Source organism: Enterobacter sp. Taxon_2 (genome assembly GCF_058355295.1).
Genome location: NZ_CM178024.1, coordinates 3,401,758 through 3,419,464 on the forward strand (window position 1 = coordinate 3,401,758; position 17,707 = coordinate 3,419,464).

The window sequence follows — 17,707 nt, forward strand, 5'->3', positions numbered from 1 at the left end:
GAATTTTGCCATAAAAAAGCCCCAGCAATGTGGGGCCATATCATGGGATTACACTTTTAGCGAGACGGTTACAACTCCGTCAGAGGCTTTTGAAACAGACAGGGCCGTCAGTGAATCCAGCACCAAATCTGCCTCGTCCAGCCGGGGGGATCCGGCCGGAACGTTAACGGCGATGACGTGACTTCCTGCGTTCAGCCCGGCCAGTACGCCAGCGGCCGCGTCTTCCACCACCACACACTCTGCGGGGTCGAGGCCCAGCAGTTCAGCCCCCAGTAAAAATGCATCGGGTTCAGGTTTGCCGCGCTTAACGCGCTCCGCGGTGATAAACACTTCCGGTTTCGGTAAACCAGCCGCCTTATGACGGGCGTGGGCAACCGGAATGGAGCCTGAGGTGACGATAGCCCACGGGATCTGCGCCTCGTTCAGATGCTCAAGCAGCTCGCGCGCGCCCGGTAACGCAGTAATGCCGTCCGTATCCGTGGCTTCAATGTGTTCCAGGTATTTGAACTCCGCCTGAATTTCTTCCTCAGAACGTCCGGCCAGGAAGTGCCGTAACGAGGTAATGGCCTGTTTGCCATGGATAAAATTCAGCACCTCCTGATGGTCGATGCCATGTCTGTCAGCCCAATGGCACCAGGAACGCTCCACCACCGGCAGCGAATCCACCAGCGTACCGTCCAGATCAAACAGAAAACCTCTACACTGCACACGCACCTCCGTCAGGCATTAATGATTTGTTGAATTTCGTTGCTGCTTAAATGGTACTGACGCGGGCAGGCATGCCACGCGCTCAGCATACGCTGATATTTATCCCACATCGGGGTCTGCGCGTTGAAGCCGTGGGTGCCCGCGTCAAAGTGGGTATAGCGCCCTTCCGTATTCACCATAAAGCGAACATAGCTCAGATAACGCGCTTCCGTTGCCGCATCAAAGCCTAAGAAGGTCACACGGCGCTCGTCAATGGACTGCTGATCTTTGAGATTCGTCCAGGAGACGTGCAGGGCGTGATACATCTCCATAATGTCGATCACGATGCGGCAGGTTTCTTCTTTCAGCTCGCCAAACTCGCGGTCCAGTTCGCGCATTTGCAAACCAAAACCGCGTTCGACGATAGTTTGCAGGCGGCTGTAGCGCGCAGCGTTATCGGGATCAAGCATAGTCATCATTTTGTACTGATTGGACAAAATCAGACGTTGAGCATGGGTCATTTCCATCTTTCGACTCCTGTAGCGCATTGCACTTAAAAAAAAGACACGGTAACTGATTGTTACTGTGCCTTCTTTTCGTCGTCGTTTCGATGATCAATCACAAGTCATCGAGGAATGTTTTATCGAGTTGCTTAAAAGCACGCTTTAATGTGTCCGCCAGCGCCTGGTAATCCGGCTTGCCTTCCACCGGGGCGAGCGCCTGCCCGGCCTCCTCCAGTTTTCCGCGCACTTCATAAAACCAGTGTAAAATAGAAGGGGGAAGCGGGGTGATGGACCGTTTACCTAACCACCACAGGCCCTGCATCGGCAGGCTTAATGCGAAGAGCGCCGTGGCGACGGCAGGTCCAAGCTGCCCACCCAACGCAATCTGCCAGCACAATGTAAAGATAGCGACAGGCGGCATAAAGCGAATCGCATAGCGCGTGGCGCGGATGGTGCGATTCTCAATAAACATAGGCGCAAGGCGCTTTTCCATCGGCCACGTCTTTGCGTAATGCTGTCCCCGACGAAACAGACTAAAGAAATTTACGGACGGGTTCTCTGGTGTCGACATGGCTGTACCTCAACTTCACATATAAAAATTAAAATTTTCGTGCAAAACCACAACAAGCTATGACAACGTTCAAAATATTTTGTCATCTCTACCCCGTATCGGGTATCCTGTGCCAGCCTGATAGGGCCATAGACGAGAATCAGTAACTCGTCAAATTATTGCATATTATGCCATTGGCTGAAAATTGTGCAAAATGGCATAAAATCATAGTTATTTCTTCCATCATGCCACAATGTTCGTTTGGCATGATGTTAATCATAAATGTCTGAGTCATCATGCGTTACGCTGTTAGACTCACTGACGTTTTTTTAGCCACGTATCAATAATAGGTACTTCCATGTCGAGTAAGTTAGTACTGGTTCTGAACTGCGGTAGCTCCTCACTGAAATTCGCCATCATCGATGCGCTCAACGGTGACGAATACCTCTCTGGTTTGGCCGAATGTTTCCATCTGCCTGAAGCACGTATCAAGTGGAAGATGGACGGCAGCAAACAAGAAGCGGCTTTAGGTGCAGGCGCCGCTCACAGTGAAGCGCTGAACTTTATCGTTAACACTATTCTGGCACAAAAACCAGAACTGTCTGCTCAGCTGACTGCGATTGGTCACCGTATCGTCCACGGCGGCGAAAAATACACCAGCTCTGTCGTTATCGACGAGTCTGTGATTCAGGGTATCAAAGACTCTGCATCCTTCGCACCGCTGCACAACCCGGCTCACCTGATCGGTATCGCTGAAGCGCTGAAATCCTTCCCGAATCTGAAAGACAAAAACGTGGCCGTGTTCGACACCGCGTTCCATCAGACCATGCCGGAAGAATCTTACCTCTATGCCCTGCCGTACAGCCTGTACAAAGAACACGGCGTACGTCGTTATGGCGCACACGGCACCAGCCACTTCTATGTAACTCAGGAAGCGGCAAAAGTGCTGAACAAGCCGGTTGAAGAAGTGAACATCATCACTTGCCACCTGGGCAACGGTGGTTCTGTTTCTGCTATCCGTAACGGTAAATGTGTTGATACCTCCATGGGTCTGACCCCGCTGGAAGGTCTGGTGATGGGTACCCGTTCCGGTGACATCGACCCGGCGATCATCTTCCACCTGCACGACACCCTGGGCATGAGCATTGACCAGATCAACAAAATGCTGACCAAAGAGTCTGGCCTGCTGGGTCTGACCGAAGTCACCAGCGACTGCCGTTATGTTGAAGACAACTACGCAGACAAAGAAGACGCTAAACGTGCAATGGACGTTTACTGCCACCGTCTGGCGAAGTACATCGGTTCTTACACTGCGCTGATGGAAGGCCGTCTGGACGCGGTTATCTTCACCGGTGGTATCGGTGAGAACGCAGCGATGGTTCGTGAACTGTCCCTGGGTAAACTGGGCGTTCTGGGCTTCGAAGTTGATCACGAGCGTAACCTGGCTGCCCGCTTCGGCAAGTCTGGCTTCATCAACAAAGAAGGCACCCGCCCGGCTATCGTTATCCCAACTAACGAAGAGCTGGTCATTGCGCAAGACGCGCATCGCCTGACTGCCTGATTCCACACCGCCAGCAATGCTGGCGGTGCTGTTTTGTAACCCGCTACATTTGGGCGGTAACGAAAGAGGATAAACCGTGTCCCGTACTATTATGCTGATCCCTACCGGAACCAGCGTCGGCCTGACCAGCGTCAGCCTTGGCGTTATCCGTGCTATGGAACGCAAAGGCGTTCGTCTGAGCGTCTTTAAGCCAATCGCCCAGCCACGTGCCGGTGGCGATGCGCCAGACCAGACCACCACCATCGTTCGCAAGAATTCCAATCTGCCAGCGGCTGAACCGCTGAAGATGAGCCACGTTGAGTCTCTGCTGTCCAGCAACCAGAAAGATGTGCTGATGGAAGAGATCATCGCCAACTACCATGCTAACGCGCAAGACGCGGAAGTGGTGCTGGTTGAAGGCCTGGTCCCGACCCGCAAACACCAGTTTGCCCAGTCTCTGAACTTTGAAATCGCGAAAACCCTGAACGCAGAGATCGTTTTCGTGATGTCTCAGGGCACCGACACCCCAGAGCAGCTGAACGAGCGTATCGAACTGACGCGCAGCAGCTTCGGCGGCGCGAAAAACACCAACATCACCGGCGTGATCGTGAACAAACTGAACGCACCGGTGGATGAGCAGGGTCGTACTCGCCCTGACCTGTCCGAGATCTTCGACGACTCGTCTAAAGCGAAAGTCATCAAAGTTGACCCGGCTAAGCTGCAGGAATCCAGCCCGCTGCCAGTACTGGGCGCGGTGCCATGGAGCTTCGATCTGATTGCCACCCGTGCAATCGATATGGCACGTCACCTGAACGCCACCGTGGTTAACGAAGGTGACATTAACACCCGCCGCGTGAAGTCCGTGACCTTCTGTGCGCGCAGCATTCCGCACATGCTGGAACACTTCCGCGCAGGTTCCCTGCTGGTGACTTCCGCAGACCGCCCTGACGTGCTGGTTGCAGCCTGCCTGGCCGCGATGAACGGCGTGGAAATCGGTGCGATCCTGCTGACCGGTGCCTACGAGATGGACCCACGCGTCAGCAAGCTGTGCGAACGTGCGTTCGCCACCGGCCTGCCGGTCTTCATGGTGAACACCAACACCTGGCAGACCTCCCTGAGCCTGCAGAGCTTCAACCTGGAAGTGCCTGTTGATGACCACGAGCGTATTGAGAAAGTTCAGGAATACGTTGCAGGCTACATCAACGCAGATTGGGTCGAATCCCTGACTGCGACCTCCGAGCGCAGCCGCCGTCTGTCTCCTCCAGCATTCCGTTACCAGCTGACCGAGCTGGCGCGTAAAGCGGGCAAACGCGTTGTTCTGCCAGAAGGCGACGAACCACGTACCGTTAAAGCGGCTGCTATCTGTGCAGAGCGCGGCATCGCGACCTGTGTGCTGCTGGGTAACCCTGATGAGATCACCCGCGTTGCGGCGTCTCAGGGCGTTGAGCTGGGCGCTGGCATCGAAATCGTTGACCCGGAAGTGGTTCGCGAAAGCTACGTTGCCCGTCTGGTTGAGCTGCGTAAGAGCAAGGGCATGACCGAAGCCGTTGCGCGCGAACAGCTGGAAGACAACGTGGTGCTGGGCACGCTGATGCTGGAGCAGGACGAAGTTGACGGTCTGGTTTCCGGTGCGGTTCACACCACGGCGAACACCATCCGTCCACCGCTGCAGCTGATCAAAACCGCACCGGGCAGCTCTCTGGTTTCTTCCGTATTCTTCATGCTGCTGCCTGAACAGGTTTACGTTTACGGTGACTGCGCGATCAACCCGGATCCAACCGCAGAGCAGCTGGCAGAAATCGCTATCCAGTCCGCGGACTCTGCGATTGCCTTCGGTATCGAACCGCGCGTAGCGATGCTCTCCTACTCCACCGGTACTTCTGGTGCAGGTAGCGACGTAGAGAAAGTGCGTGAAGCGACCCGTCTGGCGCAGGAAAAACGTCCTGACCTGATGATCGACGGCCCGCTGCAGTACGACGCCGCGGTTATGGCTGACGTTGCGAAATCCAAAGCGCCGAACTCGCCGGTTGCAGGTCGCGCTACCGTGTTCATCTTCCCGGATCTGAACACCGGTAACACCACCTACAAAGCGGTACAGCGTTCTGCAGACCTGATCTCCATCGGGCCGATGCTGCAAGGGATGCGCAAACCTGTGAACGACCTGTCCCGTGGCGCGCTGGTTGACGATATCGTCTATACCATCGCTCTGACCGCGATTCAGTCTTCGCAGCAGCAGTAATGTTAAAAAGCCCGGTGGCGCTAGCGCTTACCGGGCCTACGGTTTTGTAGGCCGGATAAGCGAAGCGCCATCCGGCAAGAAAGGCGACCACTTAACCGGTCGCCTTTTTTATTTACAGCAGCTCGCGCGCCGCCGACACAATGTCATGTGCCGTCAGGCCATACTCCTTCTGCAGGAAATCCTGCGTCCCTACCTGACCGTAGCGCTCCTTGACGCCCACCCGCCGCATCGGCACCGGGCAGGTTTCCACCAGCACTTCCGCCACCGCCGACCCCAGGCCGTTGTGAATGCTGTGGTTTTCACAAGTGACGATGCGTCCGGTTTTCTCAGCGTAGTTTTTCATCAGCATCCGGTCGATGGGCTTCAGGGTAAACATGTCGATGACCGCCGCGCTGACCCCCTCTTGCTCCAGCTGGCGCGCCGCTTCCAGCGCTTCCGCCACCATGATGCCGTTGGCAATCAGGGTAATATCGGTTCCTTCACGCAGCACGTTGCCTTTGCCGATGGTGAAGGTGGAACCCGGGGCATAGACGCTCGGCGCCTGCTTACGGATAGTCCGCACCCAGTAGAAGCCTTCGAGGTCGATAAGCTGGCGCAGCACGTCCTCGAACATCACCGCGTCGGTCACCTCCAGCACCACCGAATGCGCCAGACCGCGTACGATGCCCATATCCTCAAATGACATATGGGTCCCGCCGTTGTGACAGGCCGTTACCCCCGCATCCGAGGCAATTACCTTTACGTTGTTGCGCTGGTAGTCCAGTGACATAAACAGCTGGTCGAAGCAGCGGCGGCTGGCAAACGCGGTGAAGGTGTGCACGAACGGCTTACGTCCGGTAAGCGACAGCCCCGCAGCCGTGCCGATGACGTTGGCTTCCATAATGCCGCAGTTAATCACGTGCTGCGGATAATCGCGCGCCACGCCGTCCATCGCCATTGAGCTCATCAGGTCGGCTTCCAGGGCGATAATCTCACTGCCAGCCTCAATCTGTTTTGCCACAAAGCCCGCGTATACCTTGCGCATCTCAACGGCGTCTTTCTGTCCTGCCGGTGCAACCTTAATCATGTGAAGCCTCCAGTTGGCGAATCGTCTCGTTGAGGGCCGCTTTGCTCTCCGGGGTTAACCGCAGGTGATGCGAGTTGCTGAGCTGCTCCAGGCACGGCACCCCCTGCCCTTTGATGCTGTCGAGGATGACGACTAACGGACGTGCATCGGCAGTCGGGACCCGCGACGTTACTGTCAGCAGGCCCGGAATGTCGTCACCCTTCACCGTCGCGACGTCAAAGCCAAAGGCGCGGAATTTCCCCTCCAGGTCGAATGCGCTGATGATCTCATCCAGCTCGCCGTCGAGCTGCTGTTTGTTCCAGTCGACAAATACCGTCAGGTTATTCAGGCGATGGTGGGCAATAAACTGGAAGGCTTCCCAGCACTGCCCCTCGTTCAGCTCGCCGTCACCGACGATGCAAAACACCCGATTCGGTCGCCCCGCCAGCTTGTGCGACAGCGCCATGCCGCCGGCGATGGAAATCCCCTGCCCCAGCGAACCGGTGGTGGCATCCACGCCGCGCGTTTTCAGGCGGTCCGGGTGGCTTGGCAGCCGCGTACCGTTGTGGTTGAGCGTGCTCAGCTCCTCCACCGGGAAGTAACCCTTAATCGCCAGCGTGCTGTAGAGCGCCGGGCCTGCATGGCCTTTCGACAGAACAAAATAGTCCCGCTCTGGCCAGTCCGGGTCCGCCGGGTCGATTTTCATCACCGCGCCGTACAGCACGGCCAGAGTTTCAACCACCGACATGCTGCCGCCGTAGTGGCCAAACCCCAGCTGCGTCAGCGTTTTCAGGGTCTCAAGACGAATTTGACGCGCAAGTTCGGTTATCTCTTTCTCATTCATGATTTGGCTCCGGTGTTTTCCTGCGCGTTACCGCCCGCAGGTTTGTTTTTCGCGAAGACGTTGTACGCCACCAGCAGCGCGAACAGCGCCACGACCAGCCCGGTGATAGCAAGCGGCGACAGGAAGCGCGCAAGGTTGCCGAGCACAATCCCGACCGCGCCGAAGTCGGCGTCAGAGAAGGTGGTGTTGGCAAAGCCAATGGCGCCCAGCACCGGCAGCAGCAGGACCGGCAGGAAGGTGATCAGCAGGCCGTTGGCAAAAGCGCCAATCATCGCCCCGCGACGTCCGCCGGTGGCGTTACCAAACACGCCCGCCGTTGCGCCGGTGAAGAAGTGCGGTACGACGCCCGGGAGGATTAGCACCCAGCTAAACTGACCGCAGATAAACAACCCCACAATCCCGCCGAGGAAGCTGAACAGGAAGCCAATCAGCACCGCGTTTGGCGCATAGGGATACACCACCGGGCAGTCCAGCGCAGGACGCGCATTGGGTACCAGCTTTTCCGAGAAGCCGGTAAAGGCAGGAACGATTTCCGCCAGAATCAGGCGTACGCCCTGCAGGATGATGAACACGCCCGCCGCAAAGGTAATCGCCATGATGATGGCGTAGACCAGGTAGTTCTGACCGCCGCTGAAGGTGGCCTCCACGTACTCGCGCCCGGCGCTCACCGCCATGATCAGGTAGATGATCATCATGGTCAGGGAGATGGAGATCGAGCTGTCACGCAGGAAGCTAAGGTTCTTCGGCAGGTTCATCTCCTCAGTTGAGCGGGATCCTTTGCCGACCTTGCTGCCAATCCAGCCGGACAGCACGTAGCCCAGCGTGCCGAAGTGGCCGAAGGCAATCTCATCGTTGCCGGTAATGCGCTTCATGTAGCGCTGGGCAATCGCCGGGAAGAAGGCCATGATCAGGCCGAGGATCAGCGACCCGGTAAAGACCAGCCCCACGCCCTCAAAGCCCGCCACCGTCAGGATCACGCCAATCATGCACGCCATATAAAACGTGTGGTGTCCAGTCAGGAAGATATACTTCAGGCGGGTAAAACGCGCGACGATAATATTCGCCACCATCCCGAAGGCCATAATCAGCGCGGTCGCTGCACCGTATTTTTCCAGCGCAATAGACACTATCGCTTCATTGTTTGGAATAATGCCCTGGATCGTAAATGCGTGTTCAAACATCCCGCCCAAAGGATTTAATGACCCCACCAGCACCGTGGCACCGCCGCCCAGCACAATAAAGCCCAGGATGGTTTTAATGGTCCCTTTCACCACGTCGGAAAACGCTTTTTTCTGCGCAACCAGACCGATTAACGCGATTAAACCGACCAGCACCGAAGGGACTTTTAAAATATCAACAACGAAATTCAGCGTTTCAAGGATAAACATATCCACCTCGCCTTATCAGGGTTATTGTCTTTCGAACCAGCCGCGCAGCTGCGCTTCAAGTTCGTTAATGTCGATGATGTTGTTGATCACCACCAGCTGGCTTTCCGGCACGCTGGCGCTGGCGGCAATGTCTTTTGCCATCACGAACAGATCGGCCGCGCCCGGCGTGGCCGAGGAGAGATCGGAGTGTTCAACCTCAGCTTCAATCTCCAGCTTTTTGAGCACCTTTTTAATATTCATTTCGACCATAAAACTACTGCCCAGGCCAGAACCGCAAATAGCCATGATTTTCATTGTTGTCCCCTTATTTTGAGTAGAGTACACCCCATCACGCTGACGCGTAATGTTGTGAAAAACCGGATTAAAGAATTAAATCAGAAGCGGTTAATAATCGTTTTAATTTCCTCCAGGGTATTCACCTGATGCAGTTCGTCCATATCGGTATCGCTGGAAAATAACTCTGCCAGCGACGAGATCATCTCGATATGGCTATTTTTGTCGGGTGCCGCGAGCATAATAATGACGTCGACAGGGTCAAACTCACCGGCACCAAACGAGACGCCCTGTTTTAGTTTTAATAACGACAACCCCAGTCCTTTGGCGCCTTCCTCCGGCCGCGCATGCGGCATCGCCAGCCCTGGTGCCAGCACATAATAGGGTCCTAACGTGTGGTGCTGCTGGATGATGGCGGTGACGTATTCAGGCTCAATCACCTGCAAATCCAGCAGCGGCTTCGCGCACAGCTCCAGCGCCTGCGGCCAGCCTTCCACGCTCTCCTGCAGCGTGATGGTTGTATCATATATCCATTTTTTGAGCACTTTTCACTCCCGCGACACGCTTAAGATGAGCAAACTTTATTCAACGCATCAGTGATTGACTGCGATCGCGATCACAAAGATAGCGCTACCAATCGTTATCGTGCAGAAATGTGATAGCGCTATCAAATTGCAATCACGTTGCTAAATCACAGCAAAAAAAGGGATTTAAGGCGTATACTGCCTGTCACGTGAAACGAAGGAAAAGAAGAACGCGTCTGGTCAGCAGGAAGGTGTATGTCTCTAACCCGAAAACGGCGCAGTACTGGTAAAGTGACACTCGCCGATGTCGCACAGCTTGCCGGTGTGGGCACGATGACCGTGTCCCGTGCACTCCGCACGCCCGAACAGGTTTCCGATAAACTACGTGAAAAAATTGAAGCTGCCGTGCAGGAGCTGGGTTATATGCCTAATCTTGCCGCCAGCGCGCTGGCCTCGGCGTCGTCATGGACGATAGCCATGGTGGTGCCTAATCTCTCCGAAGCCGGCTGCTCGGAGATGTTCGCCGGGCTACAGCAGGTGCTACAGCCTGCCGGGTATCAGATCATGCTGGCTGAATCCCAGCATCGTCTTGAGCAGGAGGAGAAGTTGCTGGAGACGCTGCTGGCGTCAAATATTGCCGCCGCTATCCTGCTCAGCGTTGAACATACCGACACCGTTCGCCACTGGCTGAAAAATGCCTCTATCCCGGTGATGGAGATGGGTGCCATGCGCGCCGATCCGATTGATATGAATATCGGGATTGATAACGTGGCGGCCATGTATGAACTCACGGAAATGGTGATTAAGCGCGGCTACCAAAACATAGGCCTGCTGTGCGCCAACCAGGAACAGTGGATTTTCCAGCAGCATCTGCAGGGCTGGTACAAAGCCATGCTTCGCCACCATATGTCGCCGAACCGGGTCATTAACGCGGCGATGCCGCCGAGCTTCTCGACCGGTGCAGCACAGCTGCCCGAGTTCCTGCTGGCCTGGCCGGAGCTGGATGCGCTGGTGTGCGTCTCTGACGAGCTGGCGTGCGGCGCGCTGTACGAGTGCCAGCGCAGGCGAATCAAAGTGCCGGACGATCTGGCGGTAGTAGGCTTTGGCGATAGCGACGTGAGCCGCGTCTGCCAGCCGCCGCTAACGACCATGGCGGTGCCGCATCGTAAGATTGGAATTGAAGCCGGGAAAGCGTTACTGGAGCGCCTGAATGGCGGAGACTGGCGCGATCAAAAGCCCATCGCGTCCAGTCTGTGTCTGCGAGAGAGTTGCTGAGCTTACTCAGCCTCTTCTTCTTTCTCTGATTTTGTCGATTCGTTATTGGCGTTGCGGCTCATCCAGAGCGCCAGCGCTTTTAACGAATCCGGCGTGAACTCGTCGCAGCGCGCGGTGATCTCTTCCGGCGTCATCCAGCTGACCTCACTCACTTCTTCTTCCTGCAGGGCAAACGGGCCGTGAGAAACGCAGCTAAACAGCCCGCCCCAGACGCGGCAGTTTTCGTCTTCAAAATAGAACTGACCGTGCTCGGCAAACGGCACACCGGCAATGCCTAACTCTTCTTCTGCTTCACGACGTGCAGAATCCAGCAGTACTTCATCTGCCTGGACAACACCGCCTGCAGTGGCATCCAGCATACCCGGGAGAAAATCTTTGGTATCCGTACGGCGCTGGACCAGAATTTTGCCCATCCCGTCATGCACAACGATGTACGTTGCGCGGTGGCGCAGACGCTCCGCACGCATTTGTTCGCGGCTGGCCTGCGCGATCACTTCATTCTCTTCGCTGACAATGTCAACCCACTCTGTACTTGCCAAATGACTCTGCTCCACCATCGGGAAACCTTCTCTTCTAAGCGCTCTTTCGGCGCGTTTGCAGTTGAGGTGTAACTTACGGATTAATCGCTACTTGCGCAATAACTTGCTGATCATTAAGTGCGATAACACTCAGGGTATTTCCATCCAGCATGCCATAGCTCGCAGAATAGCCACCTTTCGGGATACTGACCGAACCCGGGTTGAAGTGATAAATCTCACCGCGCTTTTCAGCAACCGGAATATGAGTATGACCGTAAACCAGGACATCGCCAGCCGCGAGCGCCGGAAGATTATCCGGGCTAAAAAGATGCCCATGGGTCAGAAACAGTCGGCTTTGTTCCAGCAGCACCTGCTGCCACGGCGCAGTAAGGGGAAAATGCAGCAGCATCTGGTCCACTTCGCTGTCGCAGTTGCCGCGAACGGCGATGATGCGCGAGGCATACGGGTTGAGCTTTTCCGCGACCTGCGCAGGGGCGTAGCCTTCCGGCAGCGCGTTGCGCGGGCCGTGATTGAGCACGTCGCCCAGAATAATCAGCCACTGCGCGCCGCTTTGTGCAAACAGGGAGAGGACACGCTCGGTAGCGGGCAGCGATCCATGGATATCCGACGCAAACATCAGTTTCATCAGTCACTCCTCGGGAAAACAGACTGCCCCCATCATACCTGAAGCGTCAGGGCTTATCAGCCCGCACGCTTAGCCGAGAGTGCCACATAGCGCTGCACGGAGGCGCGCTGCCACTGAAACGCGGCATAATCCACCAGCAGCTGCGGCACCTCATCGCCGTTGAGGATCAGGCGGTTTAGCATCAACGCCAGATCGGCATCAGCAATGCACCACTCGCCGAACAGGTTCGGGTTGCCGTGTGCGAGGAGAGAGGTGGCGGTTTCAATGAGTTTTTGCGCGCTTTCTGCACCTTCTGCGCTGAGAGCTGGTTTTTTCACCCCGGCAAACACGACGTCCGTCGAGCGTTCGACGCGAATCGGTACCAGATCGCTTCGCAACCACGCCTGGATCTGCCGCGCCCGGGCGCGCTTTTGCAGATCGTGAGGATAGATGCGCTCCCACTCAGGCGGCGCAAACCGATCTTCCAGATATTCATCAATCGCCGAGGATTCGCTCAGGGCAAAACCGTCAATCTCCAGCACCGGCACGCGTCGGGTCAGATCGTAACCCTGCCACTGCGGTTTAAGATGTTCACCGCCGTCGAGATCAACGGTCTTCAGCGTAAACGTGAGCCCTTTTTCGGCCAGCGCAACGTATACGCTCATAACATAGGGAGAAAAGAAATTCGCATCGGACCACAACGTGATGACGGGCTGGTTCATAACATCCTCATAGGCTGATCGGTTTTTACTCAACATATAATCTCTTTGCCTCGCTGTCACTTGATGAAAACTCACGATTTACAACAACCACCTATACTCATTTGTCATGGCACCACTCTTCGCATGGACAGGAGTTGAGAATGATCGACCTTTATTACGCCCCTACCCCAAACGGCCATAAGATCACCCTCTTTCTTGAAGAAGCCGAGCTGGATTACAGGATCATTCGCGTGGATATCAGCAAGGGCGAACAGTTCAGCCCTCTCTTTCTGGCTATCTCGCCGAATAATAAAATCCCGGCCATTATTGATAACCAGCCGGCGGACGGGGGCAGACCGTTGAGCCTGTTTGAATCCGGTGAAATTTTGCTCTATCTGGCAGAGAAAACCGGCAAGCTGCTGAGCGGCGAGCTGCGTGAGCGTCACCATACCCTGCAGTGGCTCTTCTGGCAGGCGAGCGGGCTGGGGCCCATGCTGGGTCAAAACCATCACTTTACTGCTTACGCCCCGCAGCCCATTCCCTATGCGATAGAACGCTATCAGGTCGAGACGCAGCGGCTCTACGACGTTCTGAACCGTCGGCTGAAAAAAACGCCGTGGCTCGGGGGGGATCATTACAGCATTGCCGATATCGCCTGCTGGCCATGGGTGAATACGCATGAAAAACACCGAATTGACCTGGCCTCTTACCCGGCGGTGAACAACTGGTTTGAGCGCATCCGGACCCGCCCGGCGACCGAGCGGGCGATGCAAAAAATCCAGCAGATTTAACCCTCTATGAGGCTGGGTGCCTGCGAGCCTCTCATGTATTATGAGCAGGAAATACTGACACGGAGAAGACCTGCAATGTCACAGCCAGATGCTGTTATTCGTATAAAAAATTTACGCCTGCGTACCTTCATCGGCATCAAAGAGGAAGAGATCGCTAACCGTCAGGATATTGTCATTAACGTGGTGATTCACTACCCCGCAGATAAAGCGCGGGCCAGCGAAGATATCAATGACGCGCTGAACTACCGCACAATCACCAAGAACATTATCCAGTTTGTGGAGAATAACCGCTTCTCTCTGCTGGAAAAATTAACTCAGGATGTGCTCGATATCGCACGCGAACATCACTGGGTCACTTATGCTGAAGTTGAGATCGATAAACTTCACGCCCTGCGCTACGCCGATTCCGTCTCCATGACGTTAAGCTGGCGGCGCCAGGCGTAAACCTGGAGGTTGTATGAAGATTTTGCTGACCGGCGGGACAGGCCTGATTGGTCGTCACCTCATTGCGCGTCTGCAGGCCTTGCATCACGACATCACCGTGGTCACGCGCAGCCCGGAGAAAGCGCGTCAGGTGCTGGGGGCGGGTGTCGATATCTGGAAAAATCTGGCCGAGCAGCAAAATCTGGACGGTTTCGACGCCGTCATTAACCTCGCGGGTGAACCCATCGCCGATAAGCGCTGGACGGAAGAGCAAAAACAGCTGTTATGCAGCAGCCGGTGGAACATTACCGAAAAGCTCGTCGAGCTGATCCGTAATAGCCACACCCCACCTTCAGTGCTGATTTCGGGTTCAGCGGTAGGCTATTACGGCGATCTCGGCGAGGTGGTGGTGACCGAGGAAGAGCCGCCCCATAACGAGTTTACCCATAAACTTTGCGCCCAGTGGGAGCGTATCGCCTGTGCGGCGCAAAGCGATCGTACCCGCGTCTGCCTGCTGCGGACCGGGGTCGTCCTCGCGCCGAAAGGCGGCATCCTGGCGAAGATGCTTCCTCCTTTCAGGCTCGGACTCGGCGGTCCCATCGGTAATGGCCGTCAATATATGGCGTGGATCCATATCGACGATATGGTCAACGGTATTCTCTGGCTGCTGGATAACGATCTGCGCGGGCCGTTTAACATGGTCGCGCCGTATCCGGTGCGTAATGAACAGTTTGCCCACGCGCTGGGGCATGCCCTGCACCGTCCGGCGATACTGCGCGTGCCTGCTACGGTCATTCGTCTGCTGATGGGAGAAGCGTCTGTACTGGTATTAGGCGGGCAGCGGGCGCTGCCAAAACGGCTGGAAGCCGCCGGGTTTGCGTTCCGCTGGTATGAATTAGAAGAGGCGCTGGGGGATGTAGTGCGGTGAATATGTTACAGTGACAGGCCATGTTCCGAAAATATGGCGTCACAATGGCAACGATCACCACTCCCCGGCTTTACCTCACCCCTTTCGAACCCACTGACTGGGCCTTCTTCCGCTCGCTGCGTGAAGATCGCCGTATCATGCGCTACATGGCCGCCATCGCGCCAGAAAAAGAGACCCGACGCGTGTTTGCCGCGCGACTCGCTGCTGCTCATGTGTTTGTCATTCGCGCCCGGGATGATGATACGCCGCTTGGCGATATTGGCCTGCAAATCAGCCCTGAGAATCGTGAGGAGGCCGATATCGGCTATACGGTTGTACCTGCCGCGCAAGGGAAAGGTATCGCCAGCGAGGCGCTGCGCGCGGTGTGTGATTATGCGTTCAACCAGACCAGCGTGAAGGCGATTAACGCGTACGTGCTGGCGGACAATGGCGGATCGGTGCGCGTGCTGGAGAAAGCCGGGTTTGTGCGTACGCAGGTGCTGGAAAAGGCGTATGAAATTGACGGCGTGCGCTATGACGATTGGGTGTATCGGCTGGAGTATGCCGGTCAGCAACAGAATTAGTAGGCCCGGTAAGCGAAGCGCCACCGGGCGATTGGGCTGTACTGCGGCCTGATGCCCTCACCCCGCCCCTCTCCCACAGGGAGAGGGAGAAAGGCAAACCTACTTCAACGACCCCTTCAGGAACTGCTGCAAACGCGGGCTTTGCGGGTTCGCCAGCACCTCGTCCGGATGCCCCTGCTCTTCAATTTTCCCCTGGTGCAGAAAAATCACGTGGTTCGAGACGTTACGGGCGAAGCCCATCTCGTGCGTCACCACCACCATCGTTTTGCCCTCTTCAGCCAGCTTCTGCATGATGCGCAGCACTTCGCCAACGAGTTCCGGGTCGAGCGCGGAGGTCGGTTCGTCGAACAGCAGCACCTCGGGTTCCATCGCCAGCGCGCGCGCGATGGAGACACGCTGCTGCTGACCGCCGGAGAGATGCACCGGGTATTTCATCTGCTGGCGCTCGTCGATGCCCACTTTCGCCAGATATTTCACCGCACGCTCGCGGGCTTCCTGCTTGCTCAGCCCCAGTACCTGAACCGGCGCTTCCATCACGTTCTCCAGCACCGTCATGTGGCTCCAGAGGTTGAAGTGCTGGAACACCATCGTCAGGCGCGTACGCAGCAGGCGCAGCTGGTGTTTATCCGCCACCTTCAGCTGGCCGTCTTTGTCACGCACCAGGTTGATGTTCTGCCCGCTCACCACGATCGAGCCTTCGCTCGGCTTTTCGAGGAAGTTAATGCAGCGCAGGAAAGTACTTTTACCCGAGCCGGATGAACCGATGATACTGATTACATCGCCTGCGTTAGCCTGCAGCGACACCCCTTTCAGCACTTCATGTTCGCCGTAGCGTTTGTGCAAATCAATAACGTTTAATTTGTTCTCAGCCATCATCTTTCTCAGTGCGTCGAAGAAGGTTTTATATGCTGCAACCAGCGTTTTTCAGCCTTACGGAACAGGCTAATCAAAACATAAGAGATAATTAAATAGAGCACCGCCGCAATGCCAAACGCGGTAAACGGCTGATAGGTCGCGGAGTTAATATCGCGCGCGATTTTGAGCAGATCCGGCACCGTCGCGGTAAAGGCAAGCGCGGTGGAGTGCAGCATCAAAATCACTTCGTTACTGTACGCCGGTAACGCGATACGCAGTGCCGACGGCAGAATAATGCAGCGATAAAGTTTCACTGAGGAAAAGCCGTACGCGCGTGCCGCCTCAATTTCACCGTACGGAACCGAACGAATGGCTCCCGCGAAAATCTCGGTGGTATAGGCGCAGGTGTTGAGCGTCAACGCCAGCACCGTACAGTTCAGACCGCTGCGGAAGAACGCATTCAGCATCTCAGTGCCTTTTACGATCTCAAGCGTATACATCCCCGAATAGAACACCAGCAGCTGCACGTACAGCGGCGTACCGCGAAACACGTAGGTAAACAGCCAGATCGGGAACTGGATAAATTTATTGTTCGACACGCGGCCAATGGCAAGAAACACCGCCAGAATGCCGCCCATCACCACGGAGGAGATCAGCAGCCAGAGCGTAATCGCCACGCCGGTAAAGCGGTAGCCATCTGTCCACAGCAGCGATTTCCAGTATTCCTGAATAATCTCAATCACAGGTCAGCCCTCTTCACACCCACGGAGTAGCGACGCTCGAGCAGAAGCAGCACACCATTGGAGACGGTCGTAAAGACCAGATAAATCACGCCGCAGACCACCGCAAAGTAAAACGGCTCCCAGGTGCTCTTGCCCGCCAGCTGAGTCGCCTTCACGACGTCTTCCAGACCGAGCAGCGAGACCAGCGCTGTCGCTTTGAGGATAACCTGCCAGTTGTTGCCGATGCCCGGCAGCGCGTAACGCATCATGGCCGGGAACATAATCCGACGAAACGTTTGTGAAGAGGTAAAACCAAATGCGGTTGCCGCTTCAATGTGCCCCTTCGGCACGGCCATGTAAGCACCGCGGAAGGTTTCGGTGAAGTAGGCACCGTAGATAAAACCGAGGGTAATAATACCGGCCACCATCGGGTCGATATCAATTTGTCCCATGCCCATCGCGTCCGTCACGCTGTTCAGCGCAATCTGCAGACCGTAAAAGATAAGCAGCATCAGCACCAGATCGGGAACGCCGCGAATAAGCGTGGTGTAGCCTTCAAAAATTAGCGCCAGCGGTTTGTTAGCCGAAAGCTTCGCCCCTGCGCCTGCCAGACCTATCAGCACCGCCAGCACCACGGAGCTGATAGCCAGCTCAAGGGTGACAAGCGCGCCATGTAAAATAACGCCAGAAAATCCGTACAGCATACCGCGAGC

Annotated in this window: 21 protein-coding genes; 7 read left to right on the plus strand and 14 right to left on the minus strand. The window is 55.9% G+C overall.

The genetic code is table 11. The features are described 5' to 3' along the window. Positions 1 to 48: 48 nt before the first annotated feature. The 3 genes from AC4IC4_RS16110 to yfbV all read right to left on the minus strand — a co-directional run bounded on the left by AC4IC4_RS16110 (position 49) and on the right by yfbV (position 1,761). Entirely contained in the window at positions 49 to 708 is a 660-nt protein-coding gene (locus AC4IC4_RS16110) for a sugar phosphatase (protein ID WP_148770472.1), read from the minus strand. A gap of 11 nt (positions 709 to 719) precedes the next feature. Next, positions 720 to 1,214, minus strand: coding sequence for a YfbU family protein (locus AC4IC4_RS16115; protein ID WP_008502874.1), 495 nt, complete (start codon positions 1,212 to 1,214; stop codon positions 720 to 722). A 91-nt stretch (positions 1,215 to 1,305) separates the two neighbouring features. After that, positions 1,306 to 1,761, minus strand: coding sequence for a terminus macrodomain insulation protein YfbV (gene yfbV / locus AC4IC4_RS16120; protein WP_008502875.1), 456 nt, complete (start codon positions 1,759 to 1,761; stop codon positions 1,306 to 1,308). Positions 1,762 to 2,098: 337 nt separating this feature from the next. On the opposite strand from yfbV, the gene ackA reads away from it, so the two are divergent. Both ackA and pta read left to right on the plus strand, forming a co-directional pair. Beyond that, positions 2,099 to 3,301, plus strand: coding sequence for an acetate kinase (gene ackA, locus AC4IC4_RS16125; RefSeq protein ID WP_024908964.1), 1,203 nt, complete (start codon positions 2,099 to 2,101; stop codon positions 3,299 to 3,301). A 76-nt stretch (positions 3,302 to 3,377) separates the two neighbouring features. Continuing rightward, complete coding sequence (gene pta, locus AC4IC4_RS16130) at positions 3,378 to 5,519, plus strand: phosphate acetyltransferase (RefSeq protein ID WP_024908963.1); 2,142 nt, start codon at positions 3,378 to 3,380, stop codon at positions 5,517 to 5,519. Between the two features lie 112 nt (positions 5,520 to 5,631). Here pta and AC4IC4_RS16135 read toward each other — a convergent pair whose 3' ends face one another. The 5 genes from AC4IC4_RS16135 to AC4IC4_RS16155 form a co-directional block, all read right to left on the minus strand. Next, positions 5,632 to 6,585: a transketolase family protein gene (locus AC4IC4_RS16135; protein ID WP_491471507.1), complete on the minus strand. Its 954-nt coding sequence runs from the start codon at positions 6,583 to 6,585 to the stop codon at positions 5,632 to 5,634. After that, entirely contained in the window at positions 6,578 to 7,408 is an 831-nt protein-coding gene (locus tag AC4IC4_RS16140; protein WP_491471508.1) for a transketolase, read from the minus strand. The genes AC4IC4_RS16135 and AC4IC4_RS16140 overlap by 8 nt, the downstream gene beginning before the upstream one ends. Beyond that, complete coding sequence (locus tag AC4IC4_RS16145; protein ID WP_023312548.1) at positions 7,405 to 8,796, minus strand: PTS ascorbate transporter subunit IIC; 1,392 nt, start codon at positions 8,794 to 8,796, stop codon at positions 7,405 to 7,407. Before AC4IC4_RS16145 ends, AC4IC4_RS16140 begins: the two co-directional genes overlap by 4 nt. A gap of 21 nt (positions 8,797 to 8,817) precedes the next feature. Beyond that, a complete protein-coding gene (locus AC4IC4_RS16150; protein ID WP_024908960.1) occupies positions 8,818 to 9,090 on the minus strand; it encodes a PTS sugar transporter subunit IIB in 273 nt (90 codons plus the stop codon). Between the two features lie 80 nt (positions 9,091 to 9,170). After that, a complete protein-coding gene (locus AC4IC4_RS16155; RefSeq protein ID WP_024908959.1) occupies positions 9,171 to 9,614 on the minus strand; it encodes a PTS sugar transporter subunit IIA in 444 nt (147 codons plus the stop codon). Positions 9,615 to 9,848: 234 nt separating this feature from the next. Between AC4IC4_RS16155 and AC4IC4_RS16160 the strand changes: the two genes are divergently transcribed. Next, positions 9,849 to 10,868 carry a LacI family DNA-binding transcriptional regulator gene (locus AC4IC4_RS16160; RefSeq protein ID WP_024908958.1) on the plus strand — a complete coding sequence of 340 codons (1,020 nt, stop codon included), beginning with the start codon at positions 9,849 to 9,851 and terminating at the stop codon, positions 10,866 to 10,868. Positions 10,869 to 10,870: 2 nt separating this feature from the next. On the opposite strand, the gene yfcD is transcribed toward AC4IC4_RS16160, so the two are convergent. The 3 genes from yfcD to yfcF are packed head-to-tail and all read right to left on the minus strand — an operon-like array spanning position 10,871 to position 12,733. Then, the gene (gene yfcD, locus AC4IC4_RS16165) at positions 10,871 to 11,425 is read right to left on the minus strand and encodes an NUDIX hydrolase YfcD (protein WP_032646619.1); all 555 of its coding nucleotides are present in this window, start codon (positions 11,423 to 11,425) and stop codon (positions 10,871 to 10,873) included. A 55-nt stretch (positions 11,426 to 11,480) separates the two neighbouring features. Next, positions 11,481 to 12,032 (minus strand): phosphodiesterase, encoded by a 552-nt coding sequence (gene yfcE / locus AC4IC4_RS16170; protein WP_024908956.1) that lies wholly within the window; start codon positions 12,030 to 12,032, stop codon positions 11,481 to 11,483. 56 nt (positions 12,033 to 12,088) lie between these two features. Then, positions 12,089 to 12,733 carry a glutathione transferase gene (gene yfcF / locus AC4IC4_RS16175; RefSeq protein ID WP_032646620.1) on the minus strand — a complete coding sequence of 215 codons (645 nt, stop codon included), beginning with the start codon at positions 12,731 to 12,733 and terminating at the stop codon, positions 12,089 to 12,091. Positions 12,734 to 12,873: 140 nt separating this feature from the next. On the opposite strand from yfcF, the gene yfcG reads away from it, so the two are divergent. From yfcG to AC4IC4_RS16195, 4 genes are all read left to right on the plus strand, one after another. After that, positions 12,874 to 13,503: a GSH-dependent disulfide bond oxidoreductase gene (gene yfcG / locus AC4IC4_RS16180; RefSeq protein ID WP_032646621.1), complete on the plus strand. Its 630-nt coding sequence runs from the start codon at positions 12,874 to 12,876 to the stop codon at positions 13,501 to 13,503. Positions 13,504 to 13,578: 75 nt separating this feature from the next. Further along, entirely contained in the window at positions 13,579 to 13,947 is a 369-nt protein-coding gene (gene folX, locus AC4IC4_RS16185) for a dihydroneopterin triphosphate 2'-epimerase (protein WP_395304324.1), read from the plus strand. A 13-nt stretch (positions 13,948 to 13,960) separates the two neighbouring features. After that, positions 13,961 to 14,854, plus strand: a complete 894-nt coding sequence (locus AC4IC4_RS16190; RefSeq protein ID WP_032646624.1) for a TIGR01777 family oxidoreductase — start codon at positions 13,961 to 13,963, stop codon at positions 14,852 to 14,854. Between the two features lie 44 nt (positions 14,855 to 14,898). After that, positions 14,899 to 15,417, plus strand: coding sequence for a GNAT family N-acetyltransferase (locus tag AC4IC4_RS16195; RefSeq protein WP_267215119.1), 519 nt, complete (start codon positions 14,899 to 14,901; stop codon positions 15,415 to 15,417). Positions 15,418 to 15,516: 99 nt separating this feature from the next. Here the strand turns inward: AC4IC4_RS16195 and hisP are convergent, their stop codons facing one another. From hisP to AC4IC4_RS16210, 3 genes are read right to left on the minus strand one after another with little or no spacing between them, the layout of a single operon-like run. After that, the gene (hisP, locus tag AC4IC4_RS16200) at positions 15,517 to 16,290 is read right to left on the minus strand and encodes a histidine ABC transporter ATP-binding protein HisP (protein WP_010433274.1); all 774 of its coding nucleotides are present in this window, start codon (positions 16,288 to 16,290) and stop codon (positions 15,517 to 15,519) included. Positions 16,291 to 16,298: 8 nt separating this feature from the next. Then, positions 16,299 to 17,015, minus strand: coding sequence for an ABC transporter permease (locus AC4IC4_RS16205; protein WP_008502590.1), 717 nt, complete (start codon positions 17,013 to 17,015; stop codon positions 16,299 to 16,301). Next, positions 17,012 to 17,698: a histidine ABC transporter permease HisQ gene (locus AC4IC4_RS16210; RefSeq protein WP_024908951.1), complete on the minus strand. Its 687-nt coding sequence runs from the start codon at positions 17,696 to 17,698 to the stop codon at positions 17,012 to 17,014. Before AC4IC4_RS16210 ends, AC4IC4_RS16205 begins: the two co-directional genes overlap by 4 nt. Positions 17,699 to 17,707 lie beyond the last annotated feature (9 nt).